This is a genomic window from Rhizobium sp. LEGMi-198b, from assembly GCF_054114205.1.
On record NZ_JBSYVH010000002.1, the window covers coordinates 363,933 to 382,685 of the forward strand.

An 18,753-nucleotide genomic window follows, 5' to 3' on the forward strand; every position below is an offset into this window, starting at 1 on the left:
GGTGCCAGCATGTTAGAGCATGATCCCAAGAAGTGCGAAACGATTTTCGGGTCAGATCGCGTGCTGTTGAACAGGCAGAAACTCCCGACTGATGGACATTCAAACAAGGGGAGTCGTGGGTTAACGAATCCGCCCATTTCGTGAGCAGAGCGAATAGATTGTGACATCATCGCGACGAGCAATATGCAGAGACTGCATAGCTCCCATGAAGGACCCCCACTGCCGCGCGAAAGGGCGAGTCATTATATGGAGCGCATCAAACGGGGTTCACGAGGAACCCACTCGAACAAGGACTATGAAAATGCCAATCTCTCGCTCCGTATATGTTAGCCCGGCGCTGGCAGGCGAGCGTCGCACCGTACGCCACTCCATCGGCGCGCTTCGTCAGCTCGAAGTCGAAACGTCGAAGGCAATCGGCGCAAACCGTGGCGGTCGCCACTAACAGTTACAAGACTACGCGTTCGTATTTGGATCGCGGTCCGGAACTCCTCCTCCCTACCCGGATCGAGACCAGAACGGTAGAGCCTGCTTGAGCACTCCTCCACACGCTCGCGGGCAAGATCGGCCAAATACCGATCTGCAAGGCGGTGCCTCGGCACCGCCTTTTGCATTTTAGCTCCACGGTTAAGTCCCCTCTCCCTGAGCGGGAAAGGGTCAGAGCGAGGGGCGAAGGATTCTAAGGCCGGTCGAGATGGATGGTGACCCAGCCGTTGCGCCAGATCGTGCGCACATGGCGCATCCTCGCGCCGTTGTAGGCGGCCAGCACTTTCCAGCGTTGCTCGGCGAGGATGCCGGAAAGAATCACCGAACCGCCGGGCGCAAGATGGGCGACCAGTTGCGGCGCCATTCTGATCAGCGGCCGCGCGAGAATATTGGCGATGATCAGGTCGAAAGGCCCATGGCGGGAAAAGGCCGTGGAATGAAAGCCCGGCGCCGTCTCCAGCGCGATACCGGAGGCTATACCGTTGCGGCGAACGTTTTCGCGGGCAACACGAACCGCAACCGGATCAATATCGGTGGCGAGAACCGGAATATTGCGCAGCTTGCGCACGCCGATCGCCAGCACCCCGCTGCCCGTGCCGAGATCGAGCGCATTGCGCACCCGCCGGCTGGCGAGCACTTTTTCGATCGTCTCCAGACAGCCGGCTGTCGTGCCGTGATGCCCCGTACCAAAGGCCTGGCCGGCATCGATCTCGATGGCGATATCGCCTGACCCCACCTTGTCGCGATCATGCGAACCGTGCACTAGGAAGCGCCCTGCCCGAACCGGCTTAAGCCCCTCCAGCGACTTTGCGATCCAATCGACATCGGGAATGACTTCCCTTTCGATGACGAGTTCCGGAAACGCCGGCTTCAGCACGCTCGCAAAACGGGCGTGGACCTCTTCTTCGTCGTCTGCATAGAGATAGATCGAAGCTTCCCAAATATCCTTTTTCTCATCGATCTCGGTGGTGGCGATCGGCAATTCTTCGTCTTCGAATACCGGCGTCATCAGATCGAGAATCTGTTCGGCCTTTTTTTCGGTCGTCGTTACGTAAAGGCGGATTTCACTCAAGTCTTCGTTCTCTCTTGCTCTTATTCGGCCCAGTCGATCCACGGCGGCTTCGGCGTGTCATAGCCGGCCACACTATGAAGCAGTCCACGCCGCGCCGGTCCGAAACGCAGAAGCAGCGGCGCGAGCAGATTGCGTGCGGCAATCGCCAGCGGATTTTTCATAGTGATCAGGCGGGTCAGACCATAAGTCTGCTTCAGCACCTGTTTCACGGCTGGAATTCTGAGCGCCGAATACTCCTCTTCGCGGCCTTCCGCAATGAGCCAGGCAAGCCAGCAGGCATCCTCTATGCCGAGATTCATACCGCGAGCGCCAGCGGGCGAGTGAATATGGGCAGCATCGCCCGCCAGGAACACGTTACCCTTGGCCATCGGCTCGACATGGCGGAAATTGATACGGAATTGCGAGACCCAGGTCTTTTCGGCAACCGCCTCGGGATGAACGATGCGGCTTTCGAAATCCTCCAATGTCGAGATGTAGCGCAGCACATCGGCGGAGACGGGCAAACGCCCGACCATGCCGGGATCGCAAAGCGTGATCTCGGCGAAATGCGCATCCACCGGTCTCACATACCGAAAATCGGCGAGATAGAAATAAGCCTCCAGTGCTTCGCCGGGAAAGCCCGCGCCAAGCGCTTTGCGAACGGCCGAATGCGCGCCGTCGGCACCAATCAGGATGTCGGGACGAACCGTCTCCGTGGCCCCATCCGCTTGCCGCAGCGTCACTTCCGGCTTCTGAAGATCGGCGATCGTTTCCGCCACGACCGCGGTCTGCCACTCCGGCGCAATGCCGTGCGCAGCCAGCGCCTCGATCAGCAATCGCTCGGTCATCCCTTGCGCCAGAGCATGAACCGCACCGAAACGACCCGGCAAGCGCCTGGTATCGACATCGGCAAGGATCTTCGCTCCAGAGCGGATACGGAAATGCGCAATGGGCTGAGCGGTCGCAACGATGCGTTCGGTGAGGCCGGAGGGCGAAAGCAGTGTCAGCGTGCGGGCATTGATGCCGAGAGCCCGGCTCTCTTCCAGAGGCGCCGGCCCTTGACCGTCATCGATAATGCGCGGGACGAAGCCGCGGCGGGCAAGCTCCAGGGCCGCAGTCAGGCCGACCGGACCTGCGCCCGCAATCAGGACGGATCTGGATTTCCTGTCTCCCCCGGCTCCGTCCGCCATCGGCGCTCCTACCCTTTCTTGATCAGGTTCTGCAGCTTCTTGACGGCTATATCCGCGTTTTCGTTATAGGAGATCGTGCCTGCAAAGCGGCCGGCGGAATCGAGCAGGAAGACCGAAGCGGTATGATCCATGGTATAATCGCCATTTGGATCTTTCGCGTCGAGCGGCACTTTCTTGGCAAAGACCCTGAAGCCCTTGACCATGTCCATCACCTTGTCGGCATCACCCGAGATGCCGGTGATGCGGGTCGAGACGTTGGATACATACTGGTTCATGATCGCCGGCGTATCGCGCTCCGGATCAACGGTCACGAAATAGGCGTTGAGCTTCGTCCCATCCGGATCGACCTGCTTCATCCAGCCATCCAGCTCGAACAAGGTTGTCGGGCAGACATCGGGACAATGCGTATAGCCGAAGAAAAGCGCCGTCGGCTTTCCGCGAAACGCCTGATCGCTGATCGATTGACTATTCTGCGCAACCAGCGTGAACGGCACCCCGTACGGCCCCTCACCCGCAGCTTCCGGGGACTTGGTGATGCCAAAGCTCAACCAGCCCAAAAGCCCGGCCACAATCACCACGGCTACCCAGACAACAATCCGCATCGTCTTCATCGCTGTTTTCCTCACCACGCCATCCGCGGCTCGATATGTGGGACGCGCCGGCGATCATTTCGAGGGTTTAGCGGGTTGAAGTGGAGGACGCAATTCAACAAGATGTTTTCGGGCGTTCGGAGATCAAGGCGTCACGGCCTTACAGTTCTGTATCGGCGCAAAGATGCAGAATCCACCCTGCCGTTAAACCAATTCTAACCACTCCGCGCCAACATCGAAAAAGAGGCGAAGTCCGACTCGCCAGCCGCCGGATACGCGGCAAACCGATCTTCTTTTAGAAGGGCATGACGCCCGCCGGAGCAGCGAAGCGTTTTTTAAGCGCCAAAGCCACCGGATGCTGCCGCAGCCTTCAGCCGCTCCAGCCGATCCCTTTTCAATCGCTACCGCCGCCTGCCGCCGGCGCAAAACGGGAAGTTCTCAACCATGACGAATGCCATCAAACAATCGGGCGCCTATCTGGAGATCGTCTCCTTCCACCTCGGCGATCAGGAATTCTGCATTGATATCATGGCCATCCGCGAAATCCGCGGCTGGGCGCCGGTGACGCCGATGCCGCACACGCCACCTTACGTGCTTGGCCTCATCAATTTGCGTGGCGCAGTGATCCCGGTCATCGACATGGCCTGCCGCCTCGGCATGAAGATGACCGAACCGTCAGAACGCTCCGCCATCATCGTGACCGATATCGCCGGCAAGCTCGTCGGCCTGCTCGTCGAACAGGTCTCCGACATGATGAGCATCAAGAGCGAAGATCTGCAGCCGGCGCCGGAAATCATTCCGGAAATGCAGCGCGCCTTCTGCCGCGGCATCGTCGCGCTGGAAAAGACCATGGTCTGCTTCCTGAACCTCGACACGGTGATTGCCGACGAGCTGGCCCAGGCAGCTTGATTTCCAGACAAAACCGCAAAAGAAAATCGCCCTGGAGCAAAAGCTTCAGGGCGATTGTGTTTGTGGGACCGTCGTCGGCAGGGGTGTTGCCGGTGCGCCGGTCGCGCAGGCCGTGAACAGATGGAAGTGGCACTTCCACGTTCGCCCTAGAACTGCACCAAAACGGCGCAATCCGAAAGCGACCGAGACGTCTTCAGCGATCAAAGAGCAGGACTTTTTTTGGTACAAACCCCTTGACGGTTGTTAATGCGGTATCCCGGTAGTCTTGCCAGCCGTGAACTTTCAACAGTTTGCTCATTCCGTCGCTGCGCGAAACGCTGAGCTTATCGATATTTCAGTGATTCTTGGGATGCCGAATGGGCATCACTAAGAAAGCTCGCCCGATGCAAACCGGTCTCTCCCTGGCAGCCCTATACCACCTGAAAGCGGGATGCTTTAGGGTTTGCCGTTCTTCCAAGTGACATTCTGGCCGAACAGCGGAATGGTCGAGATCGCCATTTTCGCCGACCCGTTGGTCAATTCGCGCGAATGGACGAGATAGATCAGCGTATCGTTCTTCTTGTCGTAGATCCGGTCAACCACTAGCTTCTTCCAGATCAGCGACAAGCCGGCACGAAAGACCTCCTCGCCGCCCTCCGACAGGCTGATGTTGCCGATCTCGATCGGCCCCGTCTGGCGGCAGGCGATGGAGTTGTTGGAGGGGTCCTCGAACCAATTGCCCTTCCTCAGCCGGTCGATGACGCTGCGGTCGAAATAGGTGACGTGGCAGGTGACGCCGGACACTTCCGGATCCGGCACGGCATCGACCAGAATGTCATTGCCGGTCCAATCCACCCCAACCTTGCCGACAATTTCAGCCGAAGCGGAAACGGGCGCCAGAGCCAGGAACGACGCGGCAATAGCGGCATGCAATTTCAGTGACGTCATCGAACATCCTCCAACATCGCCGCCGGTCGAACCGCGGCCCCGCTAAGGTAAGGTGGCGGTCTGTGGATGCAAGGGACGCCGGGCGCCATAGAAGCGCCTGTTGTTCCTCATTTTTCTTTCAACACGACCTCGCCGGTCTCCAGAAGCGATTTGAGGTTGGAGAGAATCTTCGGCCAACCGCCGGAAACGGCGCCGATGAACTTGGCGTTTTCCAGTTCCATCGTATGGGTGACGGTGAACTTGACCGAATCCCCAATCGGCTCGATGTCCATCACGCATAGCGACCAGCCTTCGGCCTTCAATTCGGGCATGAATTCGTTTCGCCATTTGATGGCCAGTCGCTTCGGCGGATCGAAGGCCTCGATCTCGCCGGTGTCGGTGACCCGCCCGTCGGGGTAAGTCATCTTCCATGGCGAGCCGACCTTCCAATCGGTCTCATGCTGGATGTTGAACCAATATTTCTTGATGAACTCCGGCGTCGTCAGCGCCGTCCAGAGCTTGTCGGGCGTGGTGCGGATGTAGGTGACATAAACGAAGCTGCTTCCGGTCATGACATTTCTCCTCGCGTAAGGTGATTTGCTGCGCACGGTGATCTGGCGGCAACTATTGGCCGCCATCGCCCTCCAAAGCCTTCTTGAGAGCGGAAAGAGCGCTCAATTGGCGGCGCTCGAATTTGTTTATCCAACGTTCGGCGATGTGATTGATCGGAACGGGATTGATGAAATGCAGCTTCTCCCGGCCCTGCCGCTGTGCGGATACCAGGTTCGCCTCTTCCAGGATGGCAAGGTGTTTCGCCACCGCCTGGCGCGTCATCTCCAGCCCCTGGCAGAGTTCGCCGAGCGTCTGGCCGTTCTGCTCATATAGACGGTCCAGCAATTGCCGCCGGCTTGCGTCCGCCAGAGCTCGAAAAACCGCATCGTCGTTCATACCAAACACGGAACCATTTAGTTGCCTATTAATGATCTTATAGGCAACTATTTGGTTGCATGTCAAGTGACATGAGCGGAGGGTACGGCAGAAAGTCCGAGGAAGGGAAAACGTCGCGCGTCAGATGGCGATGGCGTATTGCTCCTGCTCCATGCGCAGATGATCGAGCATCCGCGCAATTCCCTCCTCCAGGCTGATGTGCGGTGCAAGCCCGTAGGAGCGCTGAAGGGCCGTATCGCCGCAGCGATAAAAGACGCCTTCAGGGCGATCGCAGAGGCCTTTTACGACAGGATTCCAGCCGATTTGCCGGGCGATGGTTTCCGCCAGCTCCATAAAGGAGGTAGCCCTGCCGGTCGAAAGGTTGAGGCTGGCGCCATCCGGCAATAATTCCTTGGTTTGCCAGATGAAATCGACGCAATCATCAATATGGATGAAGTCCCGGCATTGCCGGCCGGAACCCCAGACGAAAACTTCCGCAGCGCCTCTTTCGTCAAGCAAGCGCCGGCAGATGGCAGGGAACGGGTAGGCAAGATCCTGATCCTCGCCATAGCCGCTGAACGGCCGGTAAGCGACCGCGCGGTTGCCGTAACGCTCGACATAGAGCTTCATTAGATATTCGCCGGTCAGTTTCGCCCAACCATAGCTGAGATCGGGCACGCCGATGGCGGCCTCGAAGGAAATCATATCCTCCGAAAGCAGCCGATGGTTGGCGGCCGTCTGCAGCGAGACGGGATAAGCTGCGCTGGAGCTGAAGAACACGACACAGCCGGGTTTGGCGCGTGCCGCCCATTTCCACAATTCCGTATCCACCGCCAAATCCTCGGCAACGTCGAGCGAGCGCGCCTCCAGCGTCACGCGGCCGCCGACCAATGCTGCTAGGTGGAAAACATAGTCGAAGCGTTCCAGCGGACGGAAAAAGAAGGTCCGGCAATCCTCCTCGAAAAAGGTAAAGCGCGATCCGGGAAAGCGCTGCCAGAGATCGGGATGCCGTGCCCCCGTCCCTTCCACCAGTTGATCGACGCAGACGACATCCAACCCTTCGGCCAAAAGCCGCCTGATGAGATGCCTTCCGACAAAACCACAGCCTCCCGTTACCAAAGCCCGCGTCATGTGACTGATCCTTTTTTATTGAGCGAAGAAGCCGCTCCTGCCTGTATAAATATCGACCATGCGCCGTCCCCATTCCGCCTTGCTGGGCGCAATCCGCTGGCCAAGCGCGCGCGCCCCTTCGCAAAGACTCTGCATCAGCCGGTCGTCATCGGTGCTCGCCAAGCGTTCCGCCAGTGAACCGGCATCGCCGCTTTTGAAGACCAGCCCCGCGCCGTTCCGCTCTACCTCGGCGGCTATCAGCGCATTGCTGCTGACAATGACAGGAATGCCCGACATCAGCGCCTCGGCGGCTACCAGTCCATAGGGTTCGGGCATGCGGGAGGGCATGACGAAGACGCGCGCCTCACCCGCGAGCGCCGTCACCTCCTCGTCGGCCAGCCAGCCCGGAACCCAACAATGCGGCAATGCCCGCTGCATTTCGTCGAGCAGCGGTCCGCGGCCGATCAGCGTCGCCGTTCGCCCGGTCTTGTTTAACGCGTCGGCGAGCGTTCGGACGCCCTTTTCCCAACACATCCGTCCCAAGAAGACGGTGCGGTGATTGCGCCAAGCCTCCACGGGCGTCGGCGTCAACGGCTCGGTCGGCGTGCGCAAGGTCAGAAAATGCTGCAGCGGCCCCGAGTGCAGATAGGCCTCCATGCTTTCATGCGCCAGTACGATGCCGACGCGGCTCCAGAACTCCTCGCCGACGCCGCGTTGTGTCAGCGTGCGGCGAAAGCGCCAGAGCTTGTGGAGATAGTTTCGCTTGTCGCAATTGGTCGCAAGACATGCTGCCGACAGCGGGCGGACATCGCAGACCGTTCCGCTCTGGAAATTGATCAACCCTCCGTTGGGACAACTCAGAAAGAAATCATGCGCTGTGATGATGACCTTGGCCTTGTGTTTGGCGAGCGCGTAGAAGATCGACGGCGAGAGAATCTGCGACCAGCCATGCACATGCACGACGGTCTCCTCGTCCGTTTCCTTCAGCAGACCGTCCAACGCTTCGTAGGCCCGCTTGTTATAATGCTTTTCGAAGACGTCGGTGAACGTGGGGCCGTCGCGAAGGGGGCGTTCGCCAAGCGCAACCGTGCGGATGCCCGCAAAGCGCGGCTTCAGTCCTTCGCCGTCATCGCCGACCAGGATGGCGCAATTCAGCCCTGCTTGCCTGCTCGCATCGACGCATTGCAGCGCCACTTTAGTCGCACCGCCGCGAATGGTTGAGACGTCATTGACAAGTATGAGACGCATGGAACCCGGCACTCACCCCACCCATATTGATTGGGACCGGACGAAAGGGATTCGCCTTTTACATCATGCCCCCGACGGTATTCAGCGGCCTGTTCCGTGGTTAGTTCAATTCATCCTTTGGTACTAAGGCGAGTGGCCGCACGGTATGCGCGAGTAAATTTAACAACGCGGTTGCTTTTGCTGGGGGAGTTGACTTCTGAAAAAAACCGCTGGAAGCTGCGCGCATGATCGCAAACCGCACAACCGTGATGCATACTCTCACCACCTCATCCCTTGCAGGGAGAGTGGGAGCAGCGTTGCGTTAAGCTGACTGCGATCCCTTTCAACCCTGCCGAGGCGAGCAGGGTTCGAAAGCTTTGCTCCCTCTTGAACCTCAAGGAGAGCAACATGAATTCCGGACAGCAAGATCCAGACGAGCGACGACGCCGAGAACCAGGCGGAGTGGAAATCCGCGCCGCGCGGCCATCCGACGCCGAAGCCGTAGCCTTCATCGCCAATCTGCCCGGCTATCGCGCCGGCACGCTACGCCTGCCCTTTCAGAGCGTGGAAGAAACGCGGCAATGGCTGGAAAAGCCCGCGCCCGCATCGATCAATCTCGTCGCCGTGCTCGACGGGCAGGTCGTCGGCAACGCCGGCATGCGCCGCCATTCCGGCCGGCAGATTCACACCGGCCATCTCGGCATGGGCGTCCATGACGATTTTACCGGCCGGGGCATCGGTTCGGCGCTGCTCGCCGCCCTCGTCGACGCCGCCGATAATTGGCTGGCGATCAAACGCCTGGAATTAACGGTCTATATCGACAACGGACCGGCTATTCGGCTTTACGAGAAATTCGGTTTCAAGACCGAGGGGCGGCTCAGGGCCTTTGCGTTTCGTAACGGCGAATATGTGGATGCATTCACGATGGCGCGTGTGAGGATATAGATGGCGACGGGCGGCGATCCTTTGATCCGCCGCCGTCGATCACCCCCCGATCAACCCCAGCCACTCATCCTCGGTCATGACCTGCACATTGAATTCTCGCGCCTTGTCCAGCTTCGAACCAGCGCCCGGTCCGGCGACGACGATGTCGGTCTTTTTCGAAACCGAGCCGGAAACCTTGGCGCCGAGACTTTCAGCCTTGGCCTTGGCTTCGTCGCGGGTGAACTTCTCGAGAGAACCGGTAAAGACCACCGTCTTGCCGACGACGGGGCTGCCCGATGTGGTCGGCCGTTCCGCCTCTTGCGGCCGCACCTCTTCAAGCAGCCGCGATATCACCGCGATGTTGCGCGGTTCCTTGTAGAATTCGACGATGGCGCGGGCCAAAACTTCGCCGATCCCCTCGATATTGTTGAGGTCGTTCCAGGCGTCTCCCGCAAGGGGCGCCGCCTCCTTCATCGCTACTTCGAAGGCTTCGTAGGTGCCATAGGAGCGTGCCAGAAGCTTCGCCGTCGTCTCGCCGACATGGCGAATGCCGAGCGCGAAGATGAAGCGGTGCAGAGCGATATCCCGCCGCTCGTTGATGGCCGCATAGAGCTTGGAAACGCTGACCTTACCGAAGCCTTCGATATTCTCCAGCTTGGTAAGCGAAGACTGCTGGCGCCTTTCCAATGTAAAGATATCAGGCGCGGTGCGCACCTGCAGCGCCGGATCCTCGTTCTCGAAGAAGAAATCGATCTGCTTCGAACCCAAGCCCTCGATGTCGAAGGCATTGCGCGACACGAAATGCTTCAAATGCTCCGTGGCCTGAGCCCGGCAGATGAAGCCGCCGGTGCAGCGCGTCACCGCATCGACCTTGCCGGTTTTCTCATTGATGTCGCGCACCGCATGGCTGCCGCAGACCGGACACACTTTGGGAAATTCGTAAGGAGCGCTCGACGCTTCCCGCTTCTCCATCACGACGTCGACGATCTGCGGAATGACATCGCCGGCGCGCTGCACGATCACCATGTCGCCGACGCGGATGTCGCGGCCATCGCGAATCGGCTCGCCCTTGTTGCCGATGCCCTTGATGTAATCGGCATTGTGCAGCGTCGCATTGGTCACCACGACGCCGCCGACGGTGATGGGCTCCAGTCGCGCAACTGGCGTCAATGCTCCCGTGCGGCCGACCTGTATGTCGATGCCCATCAGTCGGGTGAAGGCCTGCTCCGCCGGGAACTTATGCGCCGTCGCCCAACGTGGCGAGCGCGAGCGGAATCCGAGGCGAGCCTGCAACTCCAGGCTGTCAACCTTATAGACAACGCCGTCAATATCATAATCGAGGTCCGGACGCTGAAGGCCGATCTCATCATAATGCATGAGGATATCGGCGACCGAATTCAGCCGCTTCATCAGCGGATTGACCGGAAAACCCCATTTCGCGAATGTCTGCACCATGCCGAATTGCGTATCGGCCGGCATGTCCGATATCTCTCCCCAGGCATAGGCGAAGAATTTCAGCTTGCGGCTGGCCGTGATCTTCGGGTCGAGCTGGCGCAGCGAGCCGGCGGCGGTATTGCGCGGATTGACATAGGTCTGTTTCCCCTCCGCTTCCATCTGCGCGTTCAGCGCCAGGAAATCGCTCTTGGCCATATAGACTTCGCCGCGCACTTCGACGATCGCGGGCGCGCCGGCCGGCAAGGTTTGCGGGATTTCCTTGATGGTGCGGATATTGGCGGTGACATTTTCGCCGGTCGTCCCGTCGCCACGCGTCGCAGCGTTCACCATCCGGCCGTTCTCATAGCGAATCGACATGGAAAGCCCGTCGATCTTCGGCTCGGCGGTAAAGGCGATCGACTGATCGGGCAGCCTGCCGAGGAAGCGATAGACGCCGGCGACGAAATCCTGCACGTCTTCCTGAGAGAAGGTGTTGTCGAGCGAGAGCATCGGTCTTGCATGCACGACAGGCGCAAAGGTTTCCGATGGCGCAGCACCCACCCGCCGCGATGGGCTGTCAGCGCGAATTAGTGCTGGGAAACGTATTTCGATGGCATCGTTGCGCCGCTTCAGCCCATCATATTCCGCATCCGAAATCTCCGGCGCATCCTGGCCGTGGTAAAGCGCGTCATTGCGCGCTATTTCGGCAGCCAGATAGGCAAGCGCAGCGGCCGCCTCTTCTTCGGTCAAATCTTCGACGGGCTTTTGTTCGCTGCTCATGGATTCGCACTCCCCGATTTCGGAGATGTTTTAGAGCACTTCCCGGAAAAGTGCGAAGCGGTTTTCCGTTCGGAACACGTAAGAACAAAGAGAAAAATCTGGAAGCCGACAACCGCGAAAGTGGCGTTCACGACAACTTTCCGCGACAAGCGGTCATTCGCGGTGTTACAAATTCCCTATTTCCGGCTTTGCCAGACAAAGATTCTGAAAATATATCAGTGTCCGACAGCCGTAACGGAAATCTGCGCCGAATTATTGAGGTAAGTGGTTCTTCCGCGTCTGTCGCAGGCGATTTAAGGTAAGGAATTATGAGAGCCAGATCTTCGGAAATGATGGGCTCGTTAGCAAATATTCGGAATCACGCGTGAACCTTCGTCCTGTCGCTCTCTCTATTTCTCTCATTATCGCAGTCATCATCATGAGCTCATTCGTCAGCCGCTCTGCTTTGGGGTTGGTCGTTAGAGCCTGCGAAGTTAACTCCGTCCTGACAGGATCGCCGTATCCGTGCCTTAAAATAGTCCAGGCGCAGGATCCGCTATCTTCCTACGCCGTTCTTCGCGAGCCGACCGAAAAAGAGCGAACCATTCTTGCGCCCCTCGCCGATGTGCCCGGCATCGAAGACCCCCGCCTTCTGACCGCGGGAGCGCCGAACTATTTCGACGCGGCATGGAGAGAGCGATCAGCCGCGATCGGCCTGCGCACATCAAAGGTTTCGCCACAGGATTTTGCGCTAGCGATAAACGCCGCCAGTTGGCGCACGCAAGATCGGTTTCATATCCACATGGGGTGCGAGACACCGCGCTTTCGTGCCCTGCTGAAGACCCACGCCATAGAAATAGGAAGCAGCCGGTTTACAAAATTGAGGACCAACGCCGGTTGGTGGGCAACGTTCCATACGGCCGATGACCTCTCAAATTTGAACCCCTTGCAGCTTGTCGCGGACGGTGTTGAGGGAGCCCGCTCGAATATGAAAAACGTGGTCGTTGGCGTCTTTGGCGCCACATTACCGGACGGGCAACATGGCTTCTATATTCTGGCGAGAATAATCGGAGCAAACAAATCCCTCGGATCCGCAGAGGATATGATTGATCCTAAGTGCCAAGTCCCGCTTTTGCGCAATGGCACGGGCTAGCTGATTGAGCCTCGTGCTCCCCATCGTCCGCTTCAGGCCAAAAAAGGCATCCCGGGCATCTGCTAGATAAGACCGGAAAACCCGACGACGGTTTGCGTTCAGCGATCAGCCATTGCCAGCCAACAACCGTTTGGCGGCCGCCCTCGCCTCCTCCGTCACCGAGGCGCCGGCGAGCATACGGGCGATTTCCTCGGTGCGGTCTTTGGGAGCCATGGTGGCGACACGGGTGGAGATTTTCTCCGAACCGTCGGAGACCGGACCCTTGGAGATCAAAAGATGCGTTGCGGCGCGCGCCGCGACCTGAGGCGCATGGGTGACGGAGAGCACCTGCACACGCTCCGAAAGGCGCTTCAGCCGCTGACCGATGGCATCCGCCACTGCGCCGCCGACACCGGTGTCGATTTCGTCAAAGACTAGGGTCGGCGCCGAGCCGCGATCGGCAAGCGCCACCTTCAGCGCGAGCAGAAAACGAGAAAGCTCGCCACCGGAGGCCACCTTCATGATCGGTCCCGGCCGCGTCCCCGGATTGGTCTGCACATGGAATTCGATGATATCGATGCCCTCGGCCGTCGCCTCATCGGCATCGGTGGTGATTTCCACCATGAAGCGCGCCCGCTCCAGCTTGAGCGCCGGCAGCTCAGCCATGACAGCGGCGGCAAGCGCCTCGCCGGCGTGATGGCGCTTGGCCGAAAGGCTGAGCGCGGCAGCATCATAATCAGTCTTGGCAACGGCGAGCTCCGCATCCAGCCGCGCCAGCCTCTCTTCGCCGGCATCAAGATCGGCAAGCTCGGCGATCATCTTCTCAGCCAGCGCCGGCAAGCCGGTCACCGGTACGGAATATTTGCGCGAGGCAGCACGCAGCGCAAACAGCCGCTCTTCGACGCGCTCCAGCTCCCTTGGATCGTACTCGGTCTTGCGGAGTGCTGCTTCCACTTCCATCTGCGCATTGGAGAGCTGATCCAGCGCCGCGTCGAGCAGCGCCACCGTGTCTTCCAACAAGCCTGGCGCCTCGTGGCTCTTGCGTTCCAACCGCCGCACCAGCGAGGCGATATGCGGCACGGGCGAGGCATTGCCATTCAGGAACTCGGACGCTTCGGAGATGTCGCCGGCAATGCGCTCCGCCTTCATCATCCGCGAGCGACGCTCAGCCAGCTCGTCCTCTTCACCATCCTGAGGCGCCAGCTTCTCCAGCTCCTCGACGGAAGCACGCAGATAATCGGCTTCGCGTGCCGCATTTTCCACCTGCTCCCGCTGTTTCCTCAGCGTTCGCTCGGTATCGCGCCAGATCTTGTAGAGCCGCCCGACAGCTTGGGTTTCCTCGGCAATGCCCGCGAAGGCGTCGAGCAGCATGCGGTGCGCGTCGGTATCGACCAGAGCGCGATCATCATGCTGTCCATGAATTTCGACGAGAAGCTGCCCCACTTGGCGCATCAACTGAACACTAAGCGCCTGGTCGTTGACGAAGGCCTTGGTGCGGCCGTCGGCGGACTGGACACGGCGGAAAATCAGGTCGCCGTCATCATCGATGCCATTTTCGCGCAAAAGCTTGCGGGCAGCGTGCTGCATGCCGACGTCGAATACCGCCGTCACCTGGCCGCGATCCTCGCCATGACGCACGAGATCACCATCGCCGCGCCCGCCAAGGGCCAGCGACAGACTGTCAAGCAGAATGGATTTGCCCGCGCCCGTCTCGCCGGTTAACACCGAAAGCCCGGTCTCGAAGGCGAGATCCAGCCGCTCGATCAGAACGATATCGCGGATCGAAAGCTGGACCAGCATGTGCGCTCAATCTCACGTCCCAAGAAGAAGTTTCTTGCCGGCCCTTGAAATCCAGGAGCCTTCGCTTTCACGCGGCTCGACGCCACTGGTCTTCAGAAGCTTGTAGGAATCTGCGTACCAGCGGCTGTCCGGATAGTTGTGGCCGAGAACGGCGGCTGCTGTCTGCGCTTCCGGAACGATGCCCATGGCGTAGTAGGCTTCGACCAGGCGCGCCAGCGCCTCTTCGATCTGGTTCGTCGTCGGATATTGCTCAACGACGATACGGAAGCGCGCGATGGCTGCGAGGTAGTCCTTACGCTCGAGATAGTAGCGGCCGACCTGCATTTCCTTGCCGGCGAGCTGGTCACGGGCAAAGCGGATCTTCGCCTGTGCGTCGCTGACATATTGCGAGTTGGGATAGGTGCTGACGAGCTTGGACATCGCCTCGATCGTCTGCTGCGCGGCGCGCTGATCCTGCGTCACGTCGACGATCTGCTTGGCATAGGACGCACCGACGAGATACTGAACATAGTCGGCATCCTCGGAGCCGGGATACTGCTTTAGGTAGCTGTTGCCCGTCTGGACGGCGTCATCATATTGGCCGGTGCGATATTTGACGAAGGTGCTCATTACCAGCGCCTTGCGCGCCCATTCGGAGAAGGGCTGCTGCTTGTTGATGGCGTCGAATTTCTTGCCGGCTTCCGTCATATTGCCGGCTTTGATATTGGCTAGGCCCTGATTGTAGAGAGCTTCCGGCGGATCGCTCTCGACACCGAGCTTGGTGATGTCGATGTCCTTGTCCGTGTTACAACCCGTTACCACCGCACCGGTACCGGCCAGGAGAAGCGATACGAGCAGAGCCCGTGCTGTAATCTTCATGCTTTCAGACCCTGCAAAACCCATCGGATGACTGTCCCACTAGCCGTTGTTGCGGAAACGGCGTTCTCTCTCGCTGGCGTTTCTAGCCGCAAAAGCACCATCAGGGCAACGCAATGATGATGCATTAACGCATTTTTGTGGCAAAGACTGCGCGATGGCAGGCTTTAACTGCTGTATTGACAAGAGATTCCGCTTTCTGACTGTCCGAACGCAACGCTCTGATCGGCTTTGAAAGCATCCCTGACGAATCTCGCGTCAAAAAAAGAGCCGCCCCCTTTCGGGAGCGGCGACTCTGCCACCTGGGTTCCTGGAGGTCACGCAGACCAGGGGGCGAATTCGGGAGCATTGACGGCAACGAATTCGCGGCTATGCGCGCGCTGACGCGGTGCGGAAGTCTCGACGACATCGTAAGCCGTGGGATCGCTGAGCAATGCCTTCAGCGCATTGGCATTCATGCGATGGCCGCCTCGATAGGAGCGGTAGCAGCCGATGAACTGGGCGCCGGCCAGCGCCAAATCGCCGACGGCATCCAGAGCCTTGTGACGAACGAATTCGTCCTTGGCGTAGCGCAAGCCTTCGACATTGATCACCGTGTTGTCGTCGGAGATGACGACGGAATTTTCCAGCGAGGAGCCGAGCGCATGGCCCGAAGCCCAGAGACGCTCGACATCGCGCATGAAGCCGAAGGTGCGGGCACGGGACAGTTCGGCCTTGAAGGTCTTAGCGGTCAGATCGCCTTCCCACTTCTGCCGGCCGATCAACGGGCATTCGAAATCGATCTCGACTTCGAAGCGCGTGCCGTCATAAGGCCGGAACTCGCACCAGGAACCGCCGGCTTCGATTCGCACCGGCTTGGTCACACGAATATAGCGGCGCTTGACGCCGAGCGAGACGATACCAACCTGCTCGATCGCTTCGATGAAGGGATAGGAGCTGCCATCCATAATCGGCATTTCCGCACCGGAAACTTCGACGATGACATTGTCGAGGCCGATCGCATAGATCGCCGCCATGACGTGCTCGACCGTCGCGACGGAACGCGCCGGCGAGAAGCCGAGAACTGTGCAAAGATCGGTGTTGCCAACCTGCGAGGAAACGGCGCGCAGCTCTGTCACATCGCCATTGTCATGCATGCGCTGGAAGATGACGCCGGTACCGGCTTCGGCTGGATAGAGCGTAATCGACACATTGGCGCCGGAATGAACGCCGATACCCGAAAGTGTCACAGGGCTTGCAATGGTGGTCTGAAAACCCAGCAATCCGATTGCCATATAAAATCTGCCTTCGTCTATCTGTCCCAGACCGGGCGGTCATCTTTGGATCCTGCCCTCATCGCTGGTTCAGTCTGTTACCTATTCCGCGAATTCACATGCAATCATTGCTGGATGCGATTCCGCTGGCTCGCTTGCTACCTAAATACGCGCGAGGGCACCGCATTCCAAATCACTGTTTCTTTCGCTTTGTTACGAAACCAGACGATTGAATTTGCTAGGTAATTTTAGAATTAAAGAGAGGCCGAAAATAAAGAAATCCGGGGCTCGTGAGCCCCGGATTCGATAAACATGGTTAGTATCCTATTAAAAGGATGCCCTACACCGGATCAGTTCGATTGCCGGCGCAGGAAGGCCGGGATTTCGAGCTGGTCGTCTTCCTGGCTTGCCATCCGCGCCTGCGGAACCTGGCGGCCCTGTTCGTCGAGCTGGCCACGGCGCGGAGCATAGAGGCTTGCTTCCGGCGACAGAGGACGGCGCTGCTGCGAAGCGGCACTCGGAGCCGAAGCCGTCATATCGTTGAAAGCCGGGTCCTCGTCGCGGCGGCCGAGCGAATTGGTGATTCGCTTCAGCAAGCCCATCGGGCCGCGCTCCTCGGTAGCCTGAGCGGCGACCGGCTGAGCACGATGCTCCATCTCGGCCTTAACGACCGGAGGGAAATCCTCGACTTTCGGCATGCGGACCTGCTCCGGAGCCTGCCGGATGATCGGCTCCTGGCGTACCGGCTGCTGCATCTGCATGGGGGCCGGCTGATGCTGCATCGCAGGCTGCTGATGCATGGCCGGGGCCGACTGCTGCTGAAGCGGAGCCTGACGGACGGGCTGTGCCTCCGGTGCTGCGAAGATGCGGCTCTGAGGACGGAAGCTCTCCTCCTGAGCGACCGGCTGCTGCTGCATTACCGGCTGCTGCTGGCGGCTCATCTGGATTTCCAGTTCACGCTCCATTTCGGCTTCCGCCATACGGATGGTCTGCGCGATCGGATCGACGGCGGCCTTCGGTGCCTGCGCGACATGGGCAGGCTGAGCTGCGGCCGCTGCCGGAGCAACGGCCGCGGAGGGACGGACAGCCGGCTTTGCGACCGGACGGAATTCCATGGCCTTGTCGGCGGCTTCGTTCATCGCGCGATCGATGCCGGTCGCAACGACGGAAACGCGGATGATGCCTTCTAGCGATTCATCGAACGTGGCGCCGAGGATGATGTTGGCGTCCGGATCGACTTCTTCGCGGATGCGGGTCGCAGCTTCGTCGACTTCGAATAGGGTAAGGTCGCGGCCGCCGGTGATGGAGATCAGCAGGCCCTGCGCACCCTTCATCGAGGTTTCGTCGAGCAGCGGGTTGGCAATGGCAGCTTCTGCAGCCTGCATCGCACGGCCCTGGCCGGAAGCCTCGCCGGTGCCCATCATGGCGCGGCCCATTTCGCGCATGACCGAACGGACGTCGGCGAAGTCGAGGTTGATGAGACCTTCCTTCACCATCAGGTCGGTGATGCAGGCAACGCCCGAATAGAGAACCTGGTCGGCCATCGAGAACGCGTCCGCGAAGGTCGTCTTGTCGTTGGCGATACGGAACAGGTTCTGGTTCGGAATGACGATCAGCGTGTCGACCGACTTCTGCAGTTCCTGGATGCCCATTTCAGCAAGCCGCATGCGGCGGCCGCCTTCGAAATGGAACGGCTTGGTGACGACGCCGACGGTCAGAATGCCCTTGTTGCGGGCGGCCTGTGCGACGACCGGCGCAGCACCCGTGCCAGTGCCGCCGCCCATGCCGGCGGTGACGAAGCACATGTGGGTACCGTTCAGGTGATCGATGATCTCGTCGATGCACTCTTCAGCAGCCGCGCGGCCGACTTCCGGCTGCGAACCGGCGCCGAGGCCTTCGGTGACATTGACGCCGAGCTGGATGATCCGCTCCGCCTTCGTCATCGTCAAAGCCTGCGCGTCCGTATTGGCGACGACGAAATCGACGCCCTGCAAGCCTGCCGTGATCATGTTGTTGACGGCATTGCCGCCACCACCACCGACACCGAACACGGTGATCCGCGGCTTCAGCTCGGTGATATCTGGCTTATGCAGCTTGATAGTCATGGTACCCGTTCCTTCTCTTTATGGCCGCATCGCCACGCCGGCCAATTCACTATATTTCACTTGCCTGACCCTGCCCGGAAAGCGCTTGCCGCGATCCG

Annotated in this window: 17 protein-coding genes; 4 read left to right on the forward strand and 13 right to left on the reverse strand. The window is 59.5% G+C overall.

Annotation, left to right across the window (positions count from 1 at the left end):
- Positions 1-301 precede the first annotated feature (301 nt).
- The gene (locus tag ACXHXG_RS08470) at positions 302-442 is read left to right on the forward strand and encodes a hypothetical protein (RefSeq protein ID WP_181316075.1); all 141 of its coding nucleotides are present in this window, start codon (positions 302-304) and stop codon (positions 440-442) included.
- A gap of 234 nt (positions 443-676) precedes the next feature.
- Here the strand turns inward: ACXHXG_RS08470 and ACXHXG_RS08475 are convergent, their stop codons facing one another.
- The 3 genes from ACXHXG_RS08475 to ACXHXG_RS08485 are packed head-to-tail and all read right to left on the reverse strand — an operon-like array spanning position 677 to position 3,335.
- The gene (locus ACXHXG_RS08475) at positions 677-1,555 is read right to left on the reverse strand and encodes a 50S ribosomal protein L11 methyltransferase (RefSeq protein ID WP_104823541.1); all 879 of its coding nucleotides are present in this window, start codon (positions 1,553-1,555) and stop codon (positions 677-679) included.
- A 20-nt stretch (positions 1,556-1,575) separates the two neighbouring features.
- Positions 1,576-2,724, reverse strand: a complete 1,149-nt coding sequence (locus tag ACXHXG_RS08480; protein ID WP_457899022.1) for an FAD-dependent oxidoreductase — start codon at positions 2,722-2,724, stop codon at positions 1,576-1,578.
- An 8-nt stretch (positions 2,725-2,732) separates the two neighbouring features.
- Positions 2,733-3,335, reverse strand: coding sequence for an SCO family protein (locus tag ACXHXG_RS08485; RefSeq protein WP_457899023.1), 603 nt, complete (start codon positions 3,333-3,335; stop codon positions 2,733-2,735).
- A 423-nt stretch (positions 3,336-3,758) separates the two neighbouring features.
- Here ACXHXG_RS08485 and ACXHXG_RS08490 point away from each other — a divergent pair, with 423 nt between their 5' ends.
- On the forward strand, positions 3,759-4,223 hold the full coding sequence (locus tag ACXHXG_RS08490; RefSeq protein WP_104823544.1) for a chemotaxis protein CheW: 465 nt from the start codon (positions 3,759-3,761) through the stop codon (positions 4,221-4,223).
- Between the two features lie 435 nt (positions 4,224-4,658).
- On the opposite strand, the gene ACXHXG_RS08495 is transcribed toward ACXHXG_RS08490, so the two are convergent.
- The 5 genes from ACXHXG_RS08495 to ACXHXG_RS08515 all read right to left on the reverse strand — a co-directional run bounded on the left by ACXHXG_RS08495 (position 4,659) and on the right by ACXHXG_RS08515 (position 8,414).
- Positions 4,659-5,150 (reverse strand): CreA family protein, encoded by a 492-nt coding sequence (locus ACXHXG_RS08495; protein ID WP_104823545.1) that lies wholly within the window; start codon positions 5,148-5,150, stop codon positions 4,659-4,661.
- Positions 5,151-5,257: 107 nt separating this feature from the next.
- A complete protein-coding gene (locus tag ACXHXG_RS08500; protein ID WP_283050982.1) occupies positions 5,258-5,701 on the reverse strand; it encodes an SRPBCC family protein in 444 nt (147 codons plus the stop codon).
- 52 nt (positions 5,702-5,753) lie between these two features.
- Positions 5,754-6,077 (reverse strand): ArsR/SmtB family transcription factor, encoded by a 324-nt coding sequence (locus ACXHXG_RS08505; RefSeq protein ID WP_104823547.1) that lies wholly within the window; start codon positions 6,075-6,077, stop codon positions 5,754-5,756.
- 120 nt (positions 6,078-6,197) lie between these two features.
- Positions 6,198-7,187 (reverse strand): NAD-dependent epimerase/dehydratase family protein, encoded by a 990-nt coding sequence (locus ACXHXG_RS08510; RefSeq protein ID WP_457899024.1) that lies wholly within the window; start codon positions 7,185-7,187, stop codon positions 6,198-6,200.
- Between the two features lie 15 nt (positions 7,188-7,202).
- On the reverse strand, positions 7,203-8,414 hold the full coding sequence (locus tag ACXHXG_RS08515; RefSeq protein WP_457899025.1) for a glycosyltransferase family 4 protein: 1,212 nt from the start codon (positions 8,412-8,414) through the stop codon (positions 7,203-7,205).
- Positions 8,415-8,801: 387 nt separating this feature from the next.
- On the opposite strand from ACXHXG_RS08515, the gene ACXHXG_RS08520 reads away from it, so the two are divergent.
- Positions 8,802-9,338 carry a GNAT family N-acetyltransferase gene (locus tag ACXHXG_RS08520; protein ID WP_457899026.1) on the forward strand — a complete coding sequence of 179 codons (537 nt, stop codon included), beginning with the start codon at positions 8,802-8,804 and terminating at the stop codon, positions 9,336-9,338.
- A gap of 39 nt (positions 9,339-9,377) precedes the next feature.
- Here the strand turns inward: ACXHXG_RS08520 and ligA are convergent, their stop codons facing one another.
- Positions 9,378-11,531 (reverse strand): NAD-dependent DNA ligase LigA, encoded by a 2,154-nt coding sequence (gene ligA, locus ACXHXG_RS08525; RefSeq protein WP_457899027.1) that lies wholly within the window; start codon positions 11,529-11,531, stop codon positions 9,378-9,380.
- A gap of 364 nt (positions 11,532-11,895) precedes the next feature.
- On the opposite strand from ligA, the gene ACXHXG_RS08530 reads away from it, so the two are divergent.
- Positions 11,896-12,663, forward strand: a complete 768-nt coding sequence (locus ACXHXG_RS08530) for a CDP-diacylglycerol diphosphatase (RefSeq protein ID WP_457899028.1) — start codon at positions 11,896-11,898, stop codon at positions 12,661-12,663.
- Positions 12,664-12,768: 105 nt separating this feature from the next.
- Here the strand turns inward: ACXHXG_RS08530 and recN are convergent, their stop codons facing one another.
- The 4 genes from recN to ftsZ all read right to left on the reverse strand — a co-directional run bounded on the left by recN (position 12,769) and on the right by ftsZ (position 18,655).
- Positions 12,769-14,442, reverse strand: coding sequence for a DNA repair protein RecN (gene recN / locus ACXHXG_RS08535; RefSeq protein WP_457899029.1), 1,674 nt, complete (start codon positions 14,440-14,442; stop codon positions 12,769-12,771).
- 12 nt (positions 14,443-14,454) lie between these two features.
- Positions 14,455-15,324, reverse strand: coding sequence for an outer membrane protein assembly factor BamD (locus tag ACXHXG_RS08540; RefSeq protein ID WP_199773476.1), 870 nt, complete (start codon positions 15,322-15,324; stop codon positions 14,455-14,457).
- Between the two features lie 290 nt (positions 15,325-15,614).
- On the reverse strand, positions 15,615-16,571 hold the full coding sequence (gene lpxC, locus ACXHXG_RS08545; RefSeq protein ID WP_104823554.1) for a UDP-3-O-acyl-N-acetylglucosamine deacetylase: 957 nt from the start codon (positions 16,569-16,571) through the stop codon (positions 15,615-15,617).
- Between the two features lie 329 nt (positions 16,572-16,900).
- On the reverse strand, positions 16,901-18,655 hold the full coding sequence (ftsZ, locus tag ACXHXG_RS08550; protein WP_457899030.1) for a cell division protein FtsZ: 1,755 nt from the start codon (positions 18,653-18,655) through the stop codon (positions 16,901-16,903).
- Positions 18,656-18,753 lie beyond the last annotated feature (98 nt).